Annotated in this window: 12 protein-coding genes and 1 tRNA gene; 9 read left to right on the top strand and 4 right to left on the bottom strand. The window is 70.3% G+C overall.

What is annotated here, in order from left to right:
• Positions 1-20 precede the first annotated feature (20 nt).
• From C4F17_RS15770 to C4F17_RS15745, 6 genes are all read left to right on the top strand, one after another.
• Positions 21-620 (top strand): lema family protein, encoded by a 600-nt coding sequence (locus C4F17_RS15770; RefSeq protein ID WP_106935873.1) that lies wholly within the window; start codon positions 21-23, stop codon positions 618-620.
• A 69-nt stretch (positions 621-689) separates the two neighbouring features.
• Positions 690-2,069: a 16S rRNA (cytosine(967)-C(5))-methyltransferase RsmB gene (rsmB, locus tag C4F17_RS15765; protein WP_442805190.1), complete on the top strand. Its 1,380-nt coding sequence runs from the start codon at positions 690-692 to the stop codon at positions 2,067-2,069.
• The gene (locus C4F17_RS15760) at positions 2,050-2,691 is read left to right on the top strand and encodes a DUF4390 domain-containing protein (protein ID WP_106935872.1); all 642 of its coding nucleotides are present in this window, start codon (positions 2,050-2,052) and stop codon (positions 2,689-2,691) included. Before rsmB ends, C4F17_RS15760 begins: the two co-directional genes overlap by 20 nt.
• Complete coding sequence (locus C4F17_RS15755) at positions 2,688-5,018, top strand: sensor histidine kinase (RefSeq protein WP_106935871.1); 2,331 nt, start codon at positions 2,688-2,690, stop codon at positions 5,016-5,018. Before C4F17_RS15760 ends, C4F17_RS15755 begins: the two co-directional genes overlap by 4 nt.
• A 90-nt stretch (positions 5,019-5,108) precedes the next feature.
• Positions 5,109-5,810, top strand: coding sequence for a response regulator (locus tag C4F17_RS15750; RefSeq protein WP_081269565.1), 702 nt, complete (start codon positions 5,109-5,111; stop codon positions 5,808-5,810).
• Positions 5,811-5,835: 25 nt separating this feature from the next.
• Positions 5,836-5,911 (top strand) — tRNA-Phe (locus C4F17_RS15745).
• A gap of 39 nt (positions 5,912-5,950) precedes the next feature.
• Here the strand turns inward: C4F17_RS15745 and C4F17_RS33640 are convergent.
• The gene (locus tag C4F17_RS33640; RefSeq protein ID WP_267898695.1) at positions 5,951-6,082 is read right to left on the bottom strand and encodes a hypothetical protein; all 132 of its coding nucleotides are present in this window, start codon (positions 6,080-6,082) and stop codon (positions 5,951-5,953) included.
• On the opposite strand from C4F17_RS33640, the gene C4F17_RS15740 reads away from it, so the two are divergent.
• On the top strand, positions 6,081-6,272 hold the full coding sequence (locus C4F17_RS15740) for a hypothetical protein (protein ID WP_081269572.1): 192 nt from the start codon (positions 6,081-6,083) through the stop codon (positions 6,270-6,272). The genes C4F17_RS33640 and C4F17_RS15740 overlap by 2 nt on opposite strands.
• Before the next feature lie 20 nt (positions 6,273-6,292).
• Positions 6,293-7,321: a lysylphosphatidylglycerol synthase domain-containing protein gene (locus C4F17_RS15735; protein ID WP_106935870.1), complete on the top strand. Its 1,029-nt coding sequence runs from the start codon at positions 6,293-6,295 to the stop codon at positions 7,319-7,321.
• Here the strand turns inward: C4F17_RS15735 and C4F17_RS15730 are convergent.
• From C4F17_RS15730 to C4F17_RS15720, 3 genes are all read right to left on the bottom strand, one after another.
• On the bottom strand, positions 7,284-7,694 hold the full coding sequence (locus tag C4F17_RS15730; protein ID WP_106935869.1) for a PaaI family thioesterase: 411 nt from the start codon (positions 7,692-7,694) through the stop codon (positions 7,284-7,286). The genes C4F17_RS15735 and C4F17_RS15730 overlap by 38 nt on opposite strands.
• Before the next feature lie 74 nt (positions 7,695-7,768).
• A complete protein-coding gene (locus tag C4F17_RS15725; RefSeq protein WP_159053671.1) occupies positions 7,769-10,054 on the bottom strand; it encodes a sensor histidine kinase in 2,286 nt (761 codons plus the stop codon).
• A 10-nt stretch (positions 10,055-10,064) separates the two neighbouring features.
• Entirely contained in the window at positions 10,065-10,901 is an 837-nt protein-coding gene (locus C4F17_RS15720; RefSeq protein WP_106935867.1) for a response regulator transcription factor, read from the bottom strand.
• A 227-nt stretch (positions 10,902-11,128) separates the two neighbouring features.
• On the opposite strand from C4F17_RS15720, the gene C4F17_RS15715 reads away from it, so the two are divergent.
• Positions 11,129-19,228: an SdrD B-like domain-containing protein gene (locus C4F17_RS15715; RefSeq protein ID WP_106935866.1), complete on the top strand. Its 8,100-nt coding sequence runs from the start codon at positions 11,129-11,131 to the stop codon at positions 19,226-19,228.
• Positions 19,229-19,243: the final 15 nt, after the last annotated feature.

The following is a 19,243-nucleotide window of genomic DNA, read 5'->3' as shown; positions in this document are numbered from 1 at the left end:
CTGATGAGGTTTTGTCGTCGATGAGTCTGTTGCCTGAATCGCTGGCCAGCTGGATCGTGATCGCGGTGCTGCTGTTCTGGTTTGTCGGCGCCTACAACCGGCTGGTGCGCCTGCGCGCCGCCGTGCTGCAGAGCTACGGCACGCTCGATGCGGCTCTGCGCAAGCAGCTCGATTTCGTGCAGGCCAGCATCACCGCCGCGCCGCCGGCCGAGGCGCCGGCGAACGAGCTGCTTTCTTCCATCGCGCCGCTGCAGGCATCGACCACGCAACTGGGCATCCTGCTGGGCGCGACGCGGTCGAGGCCGCTCGATGCGGGCGGCATGGCCGCGCTGGCCACTGCGCTGCAGGTGTGGATCGGTGCGTGGCAGCGCCAGCATCCGGACGCGGTGACGATGTTCGAGCCCGACGGCACGCTCGCGCGGCCGGCGCAACAACAACAGCAACCGTCGCTCCAGGGGGCGCCCGACCCCATCGCCTGGCCCGAGCCTTCGGCGGCGGCGGAGATCGCGCGCAACCAGTTCAATCTTGCGGTGAAACAGTACAACGCCGCGATCGCCCAGTTCCCCGCGGTGCTGGTGGCATGGGCCGTGCGTCTGCGTCCGGCCGCGCCGCTGCTCTGACGCGGTCGTTTTTTTCTTTCCATTGCACGGCGCCCGGCTTTTCGCGGGCCCGTTACCATCGCCCCCAACTTGGCTGAACTACCTTCCGATCTCCCCAGCAGCGGTGCTCCGCCGTCGCTGCAACCGCCGCTCTGGCGCCAGCTGCAATTGACCGCGGTGGCGCTGGCGTCGATTCGCGCCGGCACCTCGGGTTCCGTCGCCTTCGAAGCCGTCGAGCCCGCGCTGCGCCCCGGCGTGCAGGCGCTCGGCTTCCAGGTGCTGCGCTGGCTCGGCCGCGCCGAGGCGCTGCGCCGCCACCTGGCCAAGCGCACGCCGCCGCCGCTGCCCGACGCGCTGCTGTGCACCGCCCTGGCGCTGGCATGGGACAGCGAGCGCGCGCCCTACGAGCCGTTCACGCTGGTCGACCAGGCTGTCGAGGCCGCCAAGCGCAACCCGGCCACACGGGCGCAGGCCAGCTTCATCAACGCCTGCCTGCGGCGCTTCCTGCGCGAGCGCGACGAGCTCGTGGCCGTGACCGACTCCGAGCCGGTCGCGCAGTGGAACCATCCGCGCTGGTGGATCGAGCGGCTCAAGCGCGACCATCCCCGCGAGTGGCAGCGCGTGCTCGCCGCCGACAACGCGCAGGCGCCGATGACCTTGCGCGTCAATGCCCGCAAATCGACGGCTGCCTCCTATCTGGTGGAACTCGAGGCCGCCGGCCTTTCCGCCATCCGCGTGGGCCCCAGCGGCCTTCAGCTGGCGCGTGCCCGGCCCGTGCAGCAGCTGCCCGGCTTCGCCGAAGGCGCCTGTTCGGTGCAGGACGCGGCCGCGCAAATGGCCGCGCCCCTGCTGCTCGACGGCCTGCTGCCGGCCACGCCCGGCGGCGCGCCGCTGCGCGTGCTCGACGCCTGCGCCGCGCCCGGCGGCAAGACTGCTCACCTGCTCGAGCTGGCCGGCCCGGACGCCATCGACGTGACCGCGCTCGAAGTCGACGCCGTGCGCAGCCGGCGCATCGACGAGACCCTGTCGCGCATCGGCCTGAAGGCCCGCGTGCTGGTGGCCGATGCCGCGCGCCCCGCCGACTGGTGGGATCGCAAGCCGTTCGACGCGATCCTGCTCGACGCGCCATGCACCGCATCGGGCATCGTGCGCCGCCACCCCGACGTCCGCTGGCTGCGCCGCGAGAGCGATACCGCCCAGCTCGCCGTCCAGCAGGCCGCGCTGCTGGCCGCGCTCTGGCCGCTCGTGCGCCCCGGCGGGCGGCTTCTTTACTGCACCTGTTCCGTCTTCCGGGAAGAGGGTTCGCAACAAATTGATGCGTTTCTTGTACACAACACCGACGCACGATTGCTGCCATCGCCTGGCCATTTGCTGCCGCAAAGCGGGTCGAATGCCCGTGGCGTCCCGGACAATCCCTCTGGTGATCACGACGGCTTCTTCTACGCCCTGCTTGAAAAGCGCCCGCATTGAGTCGCGGCGCGGGCCGCTCCTGCTGGCCGTGCTGCTGTGGGCCTGGGCGATGTGGATGGCGTGGCTGCCGGCTACGGCGGCCGCGCAGGGGCGTCCCACCACGTCCATCAGCCAGATGCGGCTGGAGCAGGCCGACGACAGCGTCTACCTGAGCGCGGTCGTGCAGTTCGAGCTGCCCTCGCTGGTCGAGGAGGTGCTCGACAAGGGCATCGCCATCTATTTCGTGGCTGAAGCCGAGATTTTCCAGGAGCGCTGGTACTGGACCGACCGCAAGGTCGCGCAGGTCCAGCGCCACATGCGGCTGGCCTACCAGCCGCTCACGCGGCGCTGGCGGCTCAACGTGTCGCCGGTGCCCATCACCGGCGCAGCCGGCCTCGGCATTTCGCTGAACCAGAACTTCGACACGCTGAGCGACGCGCTCGACGCCATCAAGCGCGTCGGGCGGCTGCGGCTGGGCGACGCGGCCGAGATCGGCGACGACCCGCTGCACCAGGTGACATTCCGCTTCCGCCTCGACACCTCGCAGCTGCCGCGCCCGTTCCAGATCGGCGTGGTCGGGCAGGCCGACTGGAACATTGCCGTCGAGCGCACCGCGCGGCTCGCGGTGGAGAAGGAAAAGTGAGCACCTCCCCGCGCAGCGGCGCAGCGGCCACGCCCGCCGCGAGCCGCGCGCGTGCGATGCGCTGGGCCATCGGCGTGGGAGCCGCGCTGGTCACGGCCATCGGCCTGGTGCTGATGTTCCTGCTCGCGCAGGCCACCAACAACCGCGCGCTGTACGAGCGCTACTACGTGCGCCTGTTCGGCATCAACGTGGTGGTGGCGGTGCTGCTGGTGCTGGTGATCGGCTGGGTCGCGTTCCGGCTGCTGCGTCGGCTGCGGCAGGGCAAGTTCGGCAGCCGGCTGCTCATCAAGCTGGCGGCCATCTTCGCGCTGGTGGGTGTGGTGCCCGGGGCGCTGGTCTACGTGGTGTCCTACCAGTTCGTCGCGCGTTCGATCGAAAGCTGGTTCGACGTCAAGGTGGAAGGGGCGCTCGATGCCGGCCTGAACCTCGGCCGCGCCACGCTCGACTCGCTGTCCGACGACCTCGCCGCCAAGGCGCGCAGCGCCAGCGGGCAGCTCGCGCAAGTGCCCGATGCCAGCGCGGGCCTGGTGCTGGAGCGCATCCGCGACCAGCTCGAGGCGACCGACGTGATTCTCTGGACCGGTTCGGGCCAACTGGTGGCCAGCGCCGGCTCGTCGCGTTTCCAGCTCAACCCCGAACGGCCGACCGCGCAGCAGTTCCGCCAGGTGCGGCCCGAACGCGCGGTCGCGCACATCGAAGGCCTGGACGAAACCACCATGCCCGGCGCCACGCCGCCGGTCGCGAGCGTGCGTGCGCTCGCCATGGTGCAGCGCCCCGGTTTCGACTTCGACACCGCGCCGCGCTATCTGCAGGTCACGCGTCCGTTGCCGCCCGCCGTGGTGGCCAATGCGCTGGCGGTGCAGGAGGCCAACCGCGAATACCAGGAGCGGGCGCTCGCGCGCGAAGGCTTGCGCCGCATGTACATCGGCACGCTGACGCTGAGCCTGTTCCTTGCGGTGTTCGGTGCGGTGCTGCTGGCCGTGCTGTTCGGCAACCAGCTCGCGCGCCCGCTGCTGGTGCTGGCCGATGGCGTGCGCCAGGTGGCCGCCGGCGACCTGCGGCCCACGGCCGTGCTGCAGGGCAAGGACGAGCTGGGCGGCCTCACGCGCTCGTTCGCCGTCATGACCCAGCAGCTGGCCGACGCGCGCGGCGCGGTCGAGAAGACCATGGGCCAGCTCGACGCCGCCCGCGCCAACCTGCAGACCATCCTGGACAACCTCACCTCCGGCGTGATCGTGCTCGACGCCAAGGGCACGGTGCTGTCGACCAACCCCGGCGCCACCCGCGTGCTGCGTGCGCCGCTCGCGGCCTACGAGGGCCAGCCGCTGGTCGACGTGCCCGGCCTCGCGGAGTTCGGTGCCAAGGTGCAGCAGCAGTTCGACGATTTCCTGGTCGAGCGCATGCAGCACGGCCTCGACCATTGGCAGCACGCCTTCGAGCTCCACGCCTCGGGGCACGACATGCCGCAGCAGGACGGCGCCATCAACATCGTCGCCCGTGGCGCCGAGCTGCCCGGTGCCGCGCGGCTGCTGGTGTTCGACGACATCTCGGAGATCGTCTCGGCGCAGCGCGCCCAGGCCTGGGGCGAGGTGGCGCGCCGCCTCGCGCACGAAATCAAGAACCCGCTGACGCCGATCCAGCTGTCCGCCGAGCGGCTCGAGATGAAGCTGTCCGGCAAAGTGCAGCCGCCCGAGCAGGCGGTGCTCGTGAAGTCGGTGAAGACCATCGTCGACCAGGTCGATGCGATGAAGCGGCTGGTCAATGAATTCCGCGACTATGCGCGGCTGCCCGCCGCCGACCTCAAGCCGGTCGACCTCAACGCGCTGCTGGCCGACGTGCTCCAGCTCTACAACGCCGAGAGCCTGCCCATCGTGCTGCGCTCCGAGCTCGACGAGCGCTGCCCGCCGATCCGCGGCGACGCGCAGCAGATCCGGCAGGTGATTCACAACCTGTTGCAAAACGCGCAGGACGCCGCCGAGGCCGCGGCCAGCGGCACCGGCCGGCGGGGCGAGGTCGTCATCCGCACGCGCCTGGGCGATTCGGGCCAGCGCGTGCGGCTCACCGTGCAGGACAGCGGCCCCGGCTTTGCCGAGAACATTCTCAAGCGGGCCTTCGAACCCTATGTCACGACGAAAACAAAAGGTACCGGTTTGGGCCTTGCCGTCGTGAAGAAGATCGCGGATGAGCACGGTGCGCGCATCGAGCTTTCCAACCGCGTTGTCGACGGGGCTGTAGCAGGGGCACAAGTCTCGCTATCATTCGCGCTGGCAAGCGAGCCGCGGGCAGCGGTCGCTCACACCGAAGATTCGAAATCTTCCGCCGCCTGAGCGCTTACGATTTCCGTCGCCCAGGCGATGGCCGGACCGGCGGACCTTACACACCATTGCAGATACCAGCGCACACAACAAGCAGCACTCATGGCAAACATTCTCGTGGTCGATGACGAGCTGGGCATCCGGGACCTGCTCTTCGAAATTCTCAATGACGAAGGCCACAACGTGGAGCTCGCGGAAAACGCCGCCGAAGCCCGCGCGGCCCGCCAGCGTGCGCGGCCGGACCTCGTCCTGCTCGACATCTGGATGCCGGACACAGACGGCGTCACGCTGCTCAAGGAGTGGTCCACCGCAGGCCTGCTGAGCATGCCCGTCATCATGATGAGCGGCCACGCCACCATCGACACGGCGGTCGACGCCACGCGCATCGGTGCCTTCGCCTTCCTCGAAAAGCCCATCACGCTGCAGAAGCTGCTCAAGGCCGTCGAGCAGGGGCTGGCGCGCGAGAGCGCGCGCCGCGCCGCAGCCGGCGTGGTCCCCGTACCGGCGGGCGTGGCGCAGGCCACCGCCATTACCACCACCGGCGACAGCCTGCTGATGGCATCGCTCGCTTCAGTGCCCGTGGCCGACATCGGCCCCCAGTCGACCCAGAGCTTCGACCTCGACCGCCCGCTGCGCGATGCGCGCGACGGTTTCGAGAAGGCCTATTTCGAGTTCCACCTCGCGATGGAGAACGGTTCGATGACCCGCGTGGCCGAGAAAACCGGCCTCGAGCGCACCCATCTCTACAGAAAACTCAAACAACTTGGTGTGGATCTGTCGAGAGGGCGCAGAAGCGCTGTATAATTTAAGGCTGCACACAAATGCAGATGGCCCGGTAGCTCAGTTGGTAGAGCAGCGGATTGAAAATCCGCGTGTCGGTGGTTCGATTCCGCCCCAGGCCACCAATTCAAAGCCCTTGCTCCTTCACAGGATCAAGGGCTTTTTCAATTTCCGCCTTCCCGCAGGCTGTGCGCAGCGCCGGAATGGCAAATGTCCTGCATCCGCCATCGCCGATGGACGGCGCTGTGGGCATCGCGGGCTTCGACAAACTCGGCCATCACCGAGGAGATGTCCATGTCCCAGATCCGCAAAGGCTCGCCGCATCACGAAGAGCCCGAAGTCACGCAAGAAGAGTCCGTTCCCACCGACGGCCGTGACGCCGAAGGCGAACGCATGATGAAGGACGTGCGCAACAGCAAGCTCCACGACAAGGGCCTCGCCGAGCACAAGACGCCCGAAAAAAGCGACAAGCCCGCCAAGCCCTGAGCCGCCGGGCCGCCGTCGCCATGAACACCCATTCGGCCGCCATCGCCGATGCCCCTGCGCACGCCGCGGGCAGCACGATCTGGCAACGCTGCAGGCGTTGGGCCTTGCCGCTGTTCGGCATCGCCGTGCTGGGCTTGCTCCTTTCGCACGCGCACAAGATCGACTGGGCTGGCGCGTGGCAGGCACTCCAGCGCTACTCGCCTTGGCTGCTGCTCGCGGTGCTCGGTCTCGCCACGGCGAGCCATGCGCTCTACGGATGCTTCGACCTGATCGGCAAGCGCCACCTGCGGCATCCCCTGCCGTACTGGCGCACGTGGGCGATCGCCGTGACGAGCTACGCGTTCAACCTCAACCTCGGCTCGCTGGTCGGCGGCATCGCGATGCGCGCGCGGCTCTATGCGCGTGCCGGTCTAGACGACACCACGGTGGCGCAGATCGTCGGCCTGAGTCTTGCGACCAACTGGCTGGGTTACGGCCTGCTGGCGGGTGGCCTGTTCGCGGCGGGGGCCATCGTGCCGCCCAGCCAGGCGCATATCGGGGCGGGCGCGCTGCGCCTGCTCGGCGTGGTGATGATCCTGCTGGCATTGGCGTATGTCGCGGCCTGTGCATTGGCGCGCGGGCGGGAATGGCGCTTCAGGGGCCGTCGCCTGCAGTTGCCGGCCGCGCGTCTTGCAGTGGTGCAGCTTGCGTTGTCGACCACCAACTGGGCGTTGATGGGCGCCGCCATGTATCTGCTGCTGGGACAGAAGGTGCCTTATGCGACCACGCTGGGCGTGCTGCTCGCCGCGTCCATCGTCGGGGTGCTGACGCCTATTCCCGCCGGCCTCGGCGTGCTGGAGGCGGTGTACCTGGCGCTGCTCTCGGGCAGCGTGAAGCAGGGCGTGCTGATGGGCGCGGTGCTGGCCTACCGCGCGCTCTACTATCTGCTGCCGCTGGCCGGTGGCCTGGCGCTCTACCTGTTCCTCGAGCGCTACGCGTCGAGCCATTCGGCCGAAGAAACCCCAGGGGATGTCACCCCGCCCCTTCAAGCACCAGTTGCGTCTGCGTGACGACGGCGCACAGCTTGCCTTGCGCATCGGCGACGGTGGTCTGCCAGACCATGGTCGTGCGTCCCCGGTGCAGCGCGACGCTGGTGCCGGTGACGATGCTGCCCACCCGCGCGCCGGCGATGAACTTGGTGCTTGAATCGGTCGTGGTCGTGCGCTTGCCTTCCGCCAGGTTGACGATGGTGCCGACGGCGCCCAGCGTGTCGGCGAAGGCCATGTAGGCGCCGCCGTGCAGGATGCCGCCGGCCGTGCACAGGTCGGGCCGCACTTCCATCTGCGCGACCACGCGGTCGGGTTCGAGCGCCGTGAGGCGCACGCCCATGAGGCCGGGGAACAGCGTGTCCAGCAGCTTCTGGAGAGCGGCGATGTCGTGCATGAAGGCTCCTGAAAATGAGGTCCTTGCATGCTAAACAGAGGCCTCGCCGCGTGCAAAGCCCGCGTCGGGCACGCTCACAGCTTGGGCGTCGCGCGCGCCAGCAGGCGGATGTGCTCGAAGTCCAGCCGGTCGAGCGCCTGCCGCACCGCATCGACCAGCGCTTCGTGGCCTGAATCGGCCGCCGCCAGCCGGTCGGCCCATTCGTGCAGGTCGGTCCAGCGGCCGTCGCGCGCGAACGCCTCGAGTTCGGCGCGTACCGCGGCGGGCAGCGGCGCGACGGTCGGCACGGGCGCCGGCGGGCGGCGCAGCCGCAGGCGCGACGACTGGGGCTGCTGCGGCGGTGCTTGGCTGGCAACCGAACGCGGCTCATCCGGCGCATCCTTCACGATCACCGAGAAACGCACGCGCGTGCCCAGGTTCGGATGGCTCATGAGCAGCAGGCGCCCGCCCATGCGCTGCACGATGCGCCGCGCGATGACCAGCCCCAGCCCGTTGCCGCTCGCGCTGGGTGCGCCCTGCGCAAAGGCCTGGCGGATGTGCGCCTGCTCGTTCAGGTCGATGCCGCTGCCGCTGTCCCACACCTCGAACTGCAGCCGCCAGGAGTCGGCGCGTGGCCGCGCCCGCACGCGCAGGCCGATCTTGCCGCCTTGCGTGAACTTCGCGGCGTTCGACAGCAGGTTGAGCAGCAGCTGGTGAAAGCGCTTGCTGTCGATCAGCACCGTACGCGGCAGCGCGCCTTGCACCTCGAGTTCGAATGCGTTGTTGCGCCGCTGTGCGAGCGTGTCGGCGTACTGGGCGATGTCGTCGATCAGCGCCTGCAGGCGCACCGGCCGCAGCTCGAAGGAAAACGGCAGCAGCTCGCCCTTCGCATAGTCGAGCAGGTCGTCGATGAGCGAGAGCTGGTAGGTCGCGCTGCGTTCGATGGCTTGCAGCCGCTGCGGCGGCTGCGGCATTTCTTCGCGCAGCCGCCGCACGTGGCCGATGATGGTCGCGAGCGGGGCGCGCAGGTCGTGGCTCACGTAGGCCATGAGCCGCGTCTGTTCGCGAGCCTGGTGCTCGGGCTGCTCGAGCGCGGCGTTCAGCGCGTGGGTCTTGAGCGCCACCTCGTCGCGCAGGCGTTGCTGTTCTTCCGCTTGCCAGAGCACCAGCGTGCGCTGCGCGGATTGCCGCTGGCGCGACAGATGGTGCGTCCACGACGACAGTGCGACCAGGCCCACCAGCATGCCGGGGAAGCCCAGTGCATAGGCGTCGAAGCCGGGCAGCATGTGCGTGGGCAGCGAAAGCTCGGTCAGGCGCAGGCACACGCCGATCATGATGATGGTCATCACCGGGAACGCCAGCTTGCCGCCGGGGCCGGCACGCCGCATGTAGACGAAGCTGCTCGCGGTGAGTGCGATCACCAGCAGCAGCACGGTCAGGTTGCCGAGGCGCGCGAAGGGCGCGTACGGCCCCAGCAGCGTGCCGAGCACCGCGACGACCTGGCTCGCGGCCAGCACCGCGATGACCGGCAGCCCCGGCGGGCGCACCGGTCCGCGGCGCGACAGCACGTGCAGGTACAGCAGCAGGCTCAGCACGCTGCAGCCGGCTATCACGCCGGCCGCGCGGTAGCTCCAGTCGATGCTGTCGGGCCACAGCGCGAGCCGGGCGTGGCCGCGATAGGTGGCCTCGTAGAGCGCCACCAGCGTGAAGCCCAGGCTCTGCGAGGCCATCAGCGGGTTGCGCGAGATGAGCCACAGCGTGAGCGAATACACGGCGAGCACCAGCAGTCCGCCGATCAGCAGGCCGTCGAGCAGCGCATGGCTGCTCTCGGCGTCACGCCAGCCGTCGGCCGTGTAGAGCTGGGGAGCGAACTTGAGGTTGCTGTGGCTTTGCACGCGCACCAGCAGGCGCGCCTGCTCGCCGGGTTGCAGGTCGAGCGACAGCGTGGGCACGCGGTCCCGTTCGCCGTGCAGCGGCACCGACACCCCGGCTCGCTCGTGCACCCACGCAGCTCCCGCGGCCGCGGTGCCGTTGCCGCGTTGCACGTGAAAGTCGACGTGCTGCAGCCAGGTGGCGTTCAGCACCAGCCGCAGCGGCTGCACCGTGCCGGTGTCGTTCACCACTCCCAGGCGCAGCCAGAAGGCCGAGTTCCTGAAGCCCTGGCGCATCTGCGCATGCGTGCCGGGCTGGAAGCGGGTCGAGGCGGCCGCGTCTTCGCGCGAGAGCATTCCGCCAGGGTCTTCGAGCAGCTCGACTTTTTCGTCGAGCACGAGCGGCAGCGCGGCTGCGTCGACGATCCGCAGCGTGGCCGCGTGCGCCGGGCCCGCGAGCCAGGAAGCCGCGCACAGCAGCAAGGCGGCGGTGATGCCGCGGATCGCCACCGCCGCCGCCTCAGGCCGACGGCGCCGGCGCCCGTGTCGGCGTCGGCATGGGCCGAGCCGCTCGTGCGTTGCGATAGGACGAGGGTGTGAGCCCGAAGCGCTCGCGGAACGCGGTCGAGAAATTGGCCGCGCCGGAAAAGCCCACCGCATGCGCCACTTCTTCCATGTTGAGCGCGGAGGCCGCCAGCAGGCGTTGTGCTTCGGCCAGCCGCATCTCGCGCACGTACTCGTACACGGTGCGTCCGGTCTGCTCGCGGAACGCGCGCGTCAGCCGCTTCTCGTGCGTGCCCACGCGCGCGGCAAGCTCGGGCAGCGCGGGCACGCTCGCAAGGTTGGACAGCACCAGCCGTTCGGCCGCCTGCGCGATCACGCGGTCGGCGTTGTCCGAGCGCGCGTTCTCCAGCACGCTCTCGGCCTGCGCCATGCAGGCCTGCGCATGGCTGCTGCTGCTGGCCAGCGCCAGGTGCACCGCCACGCGCGCCAGCACTTCGGAGGGTTCGAAGGGCTTGAGGATGTAGTCGACCGCGCCTTCGCGCAGGCCCGCGATCCGCTCGTCCACGGCACTCGACGAAGTCAGGAAGATCACCGGAATGTGCGCGGTCGCGCTGTCGGCCTTCAGCAGCCTGCAGGTCGTGAAGCCGTCGGTCGTGCCCATGCGCACGTCCAGCAGCACGAGGTCGGGCTGCAGCGCGGTGACGCGGCGGTATCCCTGCAGCGCATCGAACGCAAGGCTGATCCGATGGCCCGCGCCGCGCAGCGCGCCCAGCAGCAACTGCAGCTCCTCGATGTTGTCGTCGATGACAAGGATGTGCGCGCGCCGGGGGGGTGTGGTCGACCAGTAAGACATGCCACAGAGCGTATGGGAGCGGGCCTGAAATGCCATGTGACTAAGTTCACGTTACGTTGCATTCGTAAACAAATGTCATCCAAAGCAAACCTTTTGTCCTGAATCCCAAAAGCGGCTCCCGCCCTCCGCTTCGAGACTCCCGCACTTTCCGGAGCACCTCGCCGCATCGAGCGGCGCACCTGTCAATGGTCGGTGCCCGGTCCATCAGAGCCATCACGAGGGACGGGATGTCCAGCACCCCATCGAATCTGCCGGTCGCGTCGGTGCGACGCGACCTGTTCTCCACCTGCGCGCAGGCGCCCTCGGGGCGCTGGCGGCGCACGCTGGCCAGGCTTGCCGTACCGCTGGCGGGGCTGCTGCTCGCCGCGGGCGCGCACGCGGTGCCGCAGATATCGAGCCTGGTCCACGACCCCGACATTCTTCCCGCCGGCGGCACGGTCACCAGCACGGTCACCGTCGCCGACTCCGACAGCCTGCCGATCGGCGCGCCGGGCGCCTCGTTCACCTACACGATTCCCGCCAACGCTATCTACATGGGCACCTCCGCGGTCCCTTCCGGCACCTGCACCGCCGACGTGGCCGTGGGTTCGGCCGGACAGGGCACGCTGACCTGCTCGGGCATCACGCTCGCGGCCAACGAGCGGCTCGATTTCAAGGTGCTGCTGCGCACGCAGACGCAGGGCACGCTGACCGTGACCGCCGAGCCCAGCGGCGGCGGCGCCAGCGAGACCAAGGCCATCACCGTCAACCAGGGCGCCGACGTGGCCGTGGCCATCAGTGCGCCCGTCACCGCGCCGAGCGGCTCGACGGTGCCGATCGTCTTCACGGTCACCAACAACGGCCCGGACACCAGCACCGGCTCGACGCTGACCTATCCCATTCCCACGGGCCTGACGGTCTCCAACACCAACCTGCCGTCCGGCTGCTCGGTCAGCGGGAGCCAGCTGACCTGCAACGTGCCGGCCACGCCGGCAACGGCTGGCAGCAACACGCGCACCTTCAGCATCAACGGCGTGGTCACCGCGGGCGCGGGCTCCACCATCACGCACCAGCCGGCCGTGGCGCCGGCGGGCTCCGTGGGCGACGGCGTTTCCACCAACAACAGCGCCACGGCCAACACCACCGTGACCGCGGGCTACGTGCTGGCGCTCGCCAAGAGCCATGACGGCGGCCAGGTGCTGGTCGGCCAGCGCTTCAACTTCAAGCTGAGCCCCAGCTTCAGCGGCAGCCCGCCCACCGGCGTGACGCTGACCGACACCATTCCCGCCAACTTCGCGATCCAGACGCCGATCAACCCGCCCGCCGGCTGGAGCTGCTCCGTCAGCGGCCAGACGGTGAGCTGCACGCGCAGCAACATCGGCGGCAACAACGGCGCCAGCGTGGCGCTCGGCGACATCCTGGTGCCGGTCATCGCCATGACTGCCGGCACCGGCGTCGTCAACGAAGCCACGGTGAACGCGACGGGCCCCATCGTCAGTTCGGCCACCGGCAGCGTGCCGGTCGACGTGGCGCCTTCTTCCGCCGACTTCCGCGCCGACAAGCGCCGCAGCTGGCCGCAGAACAACGTGCCGCTGGGCCAGGCCTTCGACTACCAGGTCGGCAGCACCAACCTGGGCGGCACGCGCCTGCTGGCGGGAAGCACCATCCAGCTGGTGGACGACGTGCCTGCCGGCGTGCAGATCAACAGCGTCACGCAGCGCGACGGCTACACCTGCACGGTGACCAAGGGCGGCGCCACCGTCGTGCCCACGCCCGCCGTGCCCGTGCCCGGCCCCGCGACGGTGACCTGCACCCGCACGCTCACGGCCGACATCGGCGTTGACCAGTCGAACGGCAGCAGCGCGCGCAACGGCGGCTACATCATCGTGAACGCCACCATCCCGGCGCTGCCGCCGGGCGGCGGCCAGGTCGTCAACACCATGTGCGTGAACGTGGCGCTGCCCGCCGCCGCGCCCACGCTCGGCGCCGACCCCGACGCCAACACCGGCAACGACTGCACGAGCCTGGGCACCGGCGTGAACGACAACGCCACCGCCGCCGACGTGCGGGTGCTCAAGCGCGTGGTGGGCATCGGCGACAGCGCCGGCAACCGCCAGGTCGCGGGCCAGGACGTCACGTGGCAGATCGAGGTGGTGAACGACGGGCCCTCCGAGGCGCAGAGCGTCGTCGTCACCGACACCTTCGCGCAGGTGATCGGCGCCGGCAGCGTCTCGCAGACGGCCAACGCCGGCACCTTCAGCGGTACCTGTGCGCTGCCTGCAAACGGCGGCGGCTTCGGCAACGCCTCGCTCTCCGGTTGCACGCTGTCGACCCTGCCGGTCTGCCGCGCCAGCACCGCCCCCGCCAGCGCCTTGCCGCTGTGCCCGGTCATCCAGGTCGTCGCCCGGCACTACGGTGACGGCGCATCGGCCACCGACCACGGCTTCCAGATCAACAACACGGCGCGCGCCGTGGCGGCCACGCCGGCCGACCCCAACCTGGCCAACAACGACGGCAGCACCACCGCCTACCTGACCGCGCGCAGCGACGTGGTGGTCACCAAGTCGGCCAGCCCCGGCTCGGTGCCGGTCGGCCAGCTGCTCACCTACACGCTCACGGCCCGCAACCAGAGCCTGGCGCAGGGCAGCCTCAGCCGCGCCTACGACGTGCACGTGGTCGACACGCTGCCGGCCGGGCTGATGTTCATCTCGGCCGACGCCTCGGGCGGCGGCAGCTGCACCACCAAGCCCAGCACCACGCAACCCACCGGCACCGGCACCACCAACAACCAGCTCGAGTGCGCCTGGACCTCGCTCGACCGCAACGTGCAGCAGACCGTCACGGTGCGCGTGCGTCCGCTGTACGTGCTCAACGGCACCACGGTGACCAACAACGTGCACATCTCCACGGCAACGCCGGAGCTCAGCACGGCCAACAACGACGCGTCGGTGCCGGCCACGATCACCGCGCCGGTGTACGACCTGGTGGTCACCAAGCGCGACGACGTCGATCCCGTGAACGTGGGCGACGACGTGGGCTACACCATCACGGTGTCGAACAACAGCGCGTCGACCGCGGAAGACGTGCGCATGATCGACCTGCTGCCGCTGCCCGGCCCCAACGGCGAGGCAGCGCCCACGCTGGTGTCGGTGAGCATCCCGGCGGATGCGCCGGCAGGCACCAGCTTCGCGCTGGCCGGCGGCGCGGCCATCGGCTCGGCCGGCGGACAGGTGGTGTTCACCATTCCGACGCTCGGCGGCGCCGGCGCCACCGCCACCGGCGACATCAATTCGCTGCAGTTCCGCGTGGTGCTGCGCGGCGTGTCGCGCGGTACGTTCCAGAACAACGCCAAGGTCGATTTCTTCGACGCCGCGCGCAACGTCTACGACGCGGTGCAGGGCAACAACACGGTGGCCGAGAACACCACCTTCCGCTTCAAGGCCGACGTGCAGGTGGTCTCGAAGGCGGCCGTGGTCAAGGGCACCAGCACGCCGCTGACTACCGCGTCGTCGGGCCAGCCCTTCGACTGGTTCGTGCAGCTGCGCAACAACGGCCCCGACAGCGCCGAGACCACCAGCTTCACCGACACGCTGCCCGCGGCCCTGGTGCTGGACGGCACGCCCGTGTTCACCGTGACCGGCGGCAGCTTCACGCCCGCGGCGCCCATCTGCACCGGCGCCTCCGGCGGCACGGCGGTGACTTGCGCGATCACCTCGATGCCCGCCAACGGCACCGCCACCGTGCGCATTCCGGTGCGCTTCGCGAGCGGCAATCCGCCGGCCAACGGCACGGACATCGTCAACCGCGCGCACATCGTCACCACCGGCTCGGGCGACACCAACGGCGGCGCCGACCCCAACGCCGGCAACAACTTCAACGAAGGCCGGGTCACGGTGCAGAACAGCGCGCTGTCCGGCCGCGTGTATGAAGACCTGAACGGCAACGGCCAGATCGACGGCGACGAGTCCGGCATCGCCGGCGTCACCATGCGCCTGACCGGCACCGACTACCTGGGCAATGCCGTCCTGCTCACCACCACCACGGACGGCAACGGCAACTGGGGCTTCACCGTGCCCGCCGGCACCTACAACGTGGTCGAGGACCAGCCCGCCGCGTACCTGCCGGGCATCACCCGCGCGGGGAGCGTCACCGGCGCGGGCAGCGCGCAAGGCAGCGTGCCCACCGGCGGCGCGGGCGTCACCAGCGGCCCGAACGGCTCCAACGCCAACCGCATCGACAACATCGTGCTCGGCACGGGCGGCACCTCGTCGGCCAACAACTTCGGCGAAGTGCGCGCGTCCAGCCTCGCAGGCCGCGTCTACCAGGACGCCGACTACAGCAACGCCGCGAGCGCGGGCGACCCCGGCATCGCAGGCGTGACCGTCACGCTCACCGGCACCGACATGTTCGGCAATGCGGTGTCGAAGACCACCACCACGGCCACCGGCACCGGCAACTACGCCTTCGCCAATCTCACGCCCGGCAACTACACGCTGACCGAAACCCAGCCCGCGGGCTTCGCCGACGGCAGCGACGCGGCCGGCACGGCCGGCGGCACACTGGGCAACGACGTGGTGAGCGCCATCGCCTTGCGCTCCAACGTCAACGCCACCGGCTACGACTTCGGCGAGCTGCTCAGCCGCGTCAGCGTGCGCGTGTTCGTCGATGCCAACAACGACGGCGTGCCGCAGGCAGGCGACACCGGCATCCCGAACGTGGAGCTGCGCCTCACGGGCACCGACGCCGCGGGCAACCCGGTGAACATCGTCGCGGTGGCCACCGGCGTGGACGGCGGCTACGAGTTCCGCAACGTGCCGCCTTCGGGCGCCGGCGGCTACACCATCACCGAGACGCAGCCGGCCAACTATGCGCCGGGCAAGGCCAACAACAACGCACTGCCCGGCACGCCGCAGGCAGGCGGCAACGCCATCACCGGCGTGACCGTCTCGGGCACCAACGTGCCGCTGGTGCAGGGCGAGTACTACTTCGGCGAGCTGCTGCCGGGCGGCATCTCGGGCCGCGTGTACTACGACCGCAACGGCAACGGCGCGCAGAACGCGCCGGGCGAGCCGGGCATCGCGGGCGTGACCATCACGCTCACGGGCACCGACGTCAACGGCCAGAGCGTCACGCGCACCACCACCACCGACGCCAGCGGCGACTACAGCTTCCCGAACCTCGCGCCCGGCAGCTACACCGTGACCGAGACGCGCCCGCAGGGCTACGAGCCCGGCATCACGCGCGCAGGCAACGTCAGCGGCGCGGGCAGCACGGCGGGCAGCGTGCCCACCGGCGGCAGCGGCGTGAGCAACGGGCCCAACGGCTCGACCGCCAACGTGATCCAGAACATCGTGCTCGGCGCGGTGGGCGCGGGCTCGGCCGGCAACAACTTCTCGGCCGTGAAACCCGCGAGCCTGGCCGGCTACGTGTATGCCGACGTGGCGCCGTCGAACGGCGTGCGCGACAGCGGCGAGCCCGGCATCGCCGGCACCACGGTGCGCGTCACCGGCACCGACTTCCTGGGCAACGCCGTGGACCGCACGGTGCAGACCGGCGCCGACGGCGGCTACCTGTTCGACAAGCTCGTGCCCGGCACCTACCAGATCGACGAGACGCAGCCCGCCGGCGTGGCCGACGGCCCCGAGTCGCTCGGCATCGTGAACGGCGCTGCGCGCGGCGTGGCCAACCCGGGCAACGTGAACGACCGTTTCGGCGGCATCGCGCTGGTGTCGGAAGACGTGGGCATCGACTACAACTTCGGCGAGCGCGGCGGCCAGATCGCGGGCTGGGTGTACGTCGACAACAACAACGACGGCGTGCGCCAGGCCGGCGAGCCCGGCATTGCCGGCGTCACGCTCACGCTGACCGGCCGCTCGGCCAGCGGCCTGGCGGTGAACGCCACTGTGGTCACCGACGCCACCGGCCGCTACGTCTTCACCGGCCTGCTGCCGGCCGACGCCGCGGGCTACACCATCCGCGAGACGCAGCCCGTGACCTATGCCGACGGCCTCGACGCCGTGGGCACGCTCGACGGCGTGCCCAGCGGCACGCTGGGCAACGACGTCATCGGCGCCATCGCGTACCGCGGCGGCAACGGCGACAACTACAACTTCGGCGAGCGCGGCGCATCGCTGGCGGGCACCGTCTACAACGACGCCAACCGCAACGGCACGCGCGAGCCGCAGGACCTGCCCATTCCGGGCGTGACCATCACGCTCACCGGCACCGACGCGGCGGGCCAGCCGGTGACGCGCACCGCCGTCACCGATGCCAACGGCCGCTACGAGCTGCCCGGCCTGCCGCTGCCCGGCAGCGGCGGCTACACCGTCACCGAGACGCAGCCCGCCGGCTACGAGGACGGCATCGCCGTGCCCGGCACCCTGGGCGGCACCGCGCAGGGCCCGAACCAGATCCGCGTGAACATCACGGGGCTCGACGCGCGCGGCACCGGCTACGACTTCACAGAGCACAGCAGCCAGCCCGCCTCGCTCACCGGCAACGTGTGGTTCGACCAGAACCACAACCGCAGCCGCGATTCGGGCGAAGGCAACGGCGAAGGCTGGACCGTGGAGCTGCTGCGCTGCGCCGACGGCGGCAACGCCTGCGCCGAGAACGCGGCCACCGTGCTCTACAGCGTGACCACCGCGGCCGACGGCGGCTACCGCTTCGGCGACCTCGTGCCCGGCGAATACCGCGTGCGCTTCCGCTCGCCCGACGGCCGCTACGTGGGCGGCGTGTGGCCGACCGACGCATCGCAGAACGGCGCCGGCGCCCCGTACCCCACGCCCTCGCCGAGCGATCCGCGCTTCACCATCAAGGTGCGCGTGAACCCCGGCGCCAACGTGCAGAAGCAGGACTTGCCGTACGACCCGGGCGGCGTGGTGTACGACAGCGTCAGCGGCACGCCCGTGCCCGGCGCCGTGGTGCGGCTTGTGGGCCCGCCCGGCTTCGATCCGGCGCAGCACCTGTTCGACGGCCGCGACAGCTACACGACCGGCCCGTCGGGCTACTACGACTTCTTCGTGCTGCCGGGCGCACCGGCCGGCGAGTACCGCCTGGTGGTGACGCCGCCGGGCAACTACCTGCCGTCGTCGATCTACCCGGCGGCCGCCGGCGCGCTGGGCACGCAGTCGTGCTCACCGCCGCCCAACGGCCCGGCGCCCTCGCAGACCAACCCCTGCGTGGTGAGCCCCGGCGCGGCGCTGGTGCCCGGCGCGGGCTACTACATGGTGTTCCAGATGCCGGGCGGCGGCGGCCAGCACGTGGTGGCCAACAACATCCCGCTGGACCCGTCGGACGCCACGCTCATCGAGCTGCGCAAGACCACCTCGAAGCTCACCGTGAAGAAGGGCGAGCTGCTGCCGTACCGCATCACGGCGCGCAACACGCGCGGCAACCCCGTGCCGGGCGTGGCCGTGGTCGACACGCTGCCGCCGGGCTTCCGCTACGTGCCGGGCTCGCTGACCGTGCGCAGCCTGCCGGGTGGCGTGGCGCTGCCGGTGGTGCCGCAGCTCAACGGCCGCCAGCTGGTGGTGCCCGGCCAGAACTTCGCGCCCAACGAGACCAAGGAATACCTGATGGTCGCGGGCGTGGGGGTCGGCGTGGGCGAGGGCGAGTTCGTCAACCAGGTCGTCGCCACGCAGGGCGTGGGCGGCCGCACCTTGTCGAACCTGGCCACCGCCACCGTGCGCGTGGTGCCCGACGCGCTGTTCGACTGCACCGACGTGATCGGCAAGGTCTACGACGACAAGAACGCCAACGGCTACCAGGACGACGGCGAGCCCGGCATCGCGAACGTGCGCATCGCCACCGTCAACGGCGTGCTGGTGACCACCGACGCCGAGGGCCGCTACCACATCGCCTGCGCCGCCATTCCGAAGGAAGGCACCGGCAGCAACCTGGTGCTGAAGCTCGACGAGCGCACGCTGCCCTCGGGCTATCGCACCACCAGCGAGAACCCGGCGGCCGAGCGCGCCACGCGCGGCAAGGTGCTGAAGATCAACTTCGGCGCCACCGTGCACCGCGTGGTGCGGCTCGCGCTGCAGGGCGCGGCCTTCGAGGACGGCGGCGCCGCGCTGCGCGCCGGCTTCGTGCCCGAGCTCGACCGCACGGTGAGCGTGCTGGCGGAGAAGACATCGTTGCTGCGGCTGGCCTACCGCGCCGCGCCCGGCGAGCCCGCATCGCTCGGCCGCCAGCGCACCGACGCGGTGAAGGCCGCGGTGCTCGCGCGCTGGAAGCAGCTGGGCGAGCAGCGCGCCCGCGCCGACGGCAACGCGCCGCCGCTGTTCAACCTCGACGTCGAGGTCGAACTGGTGCCCGCCGCCACGCCGGAGGGCGGCAAGCCATGAACCGCCCCTTCGCAC

Source organism: Variovorax sp. PMC12 (assembly GCF_003019815.1).
Classification (GTDB): Bacteria; Pseudomonadota; Gammaproteobacteria; order Burkholderiales; family Burkholderiaceae_C; genus Variovorax.
The sequence above is the reverse complement of the archived record's forward strand: the minus strand, read 5'-3'. Positions and strand labels throughout refer to the sequence as shown.

Excerpts from the sequence above, each read along its gene's own strand:
- C4F17_RS33640 (WP_267898695.1), bottom strand. The coding sequence starts at position 6,082 with ATGGACATCTCCTCGGTGATGGCCGAGTTTGTCGAAGCCCGCGATGCC.
- C4F17_RS15735 (WP_106935870.1), top strand. The coding sequence starts at position 6,293 with ATGAACACCCATTCGGCCGCCATCGCCGATGCCCCTGCGCACGCCGCG.
- C4F17_RS15715 (WP_106935866.1), top strand. The coding sequence starts at position 11,129 with ATGTCCAGCACCCCATCGAATCTGCCGGTCGCGTCGGTGCGACGCGAC.
- C4F17_RS15770 (WP_106935873.1), top strand. The coding sequence starts at position 21 with ATGAGTCTGTTGCCTGAATCGCTGGCCAGCTGGATCGTGATCGCGGTG.
- C4F17_RS15750 (WP_081269565.1), top strand. The coding sequence starts at position 5,109 with ATGGCAAACATTCTCGTGGTCGATGACGAGCTGGGCATCCGGGACCTG.
- C4F17_RS15740 (WP_081269572.1), top strand. The coding sequence starts at position 6,081 with ATGTCCCAGATCCGCAAAGGCTCGCCGCATCACGAAGAGCCCGAAGTC.
- C4F17_RS15720 (WP_106935867.1), bottom strand. The coding sequence starts at position 10,901 with ATGTCTTACTGGTCGACCACACCCCCCCGGCGCGCGCACATCCTTGTC.
- C4F17_RS15730 (WP_106935869.1), bottom strand. The coding sequence starts at position 7,694 with ATGCACGACATCGCCGCTCTCCAGAAGCTGCTGGACACGCTGTTCCCC.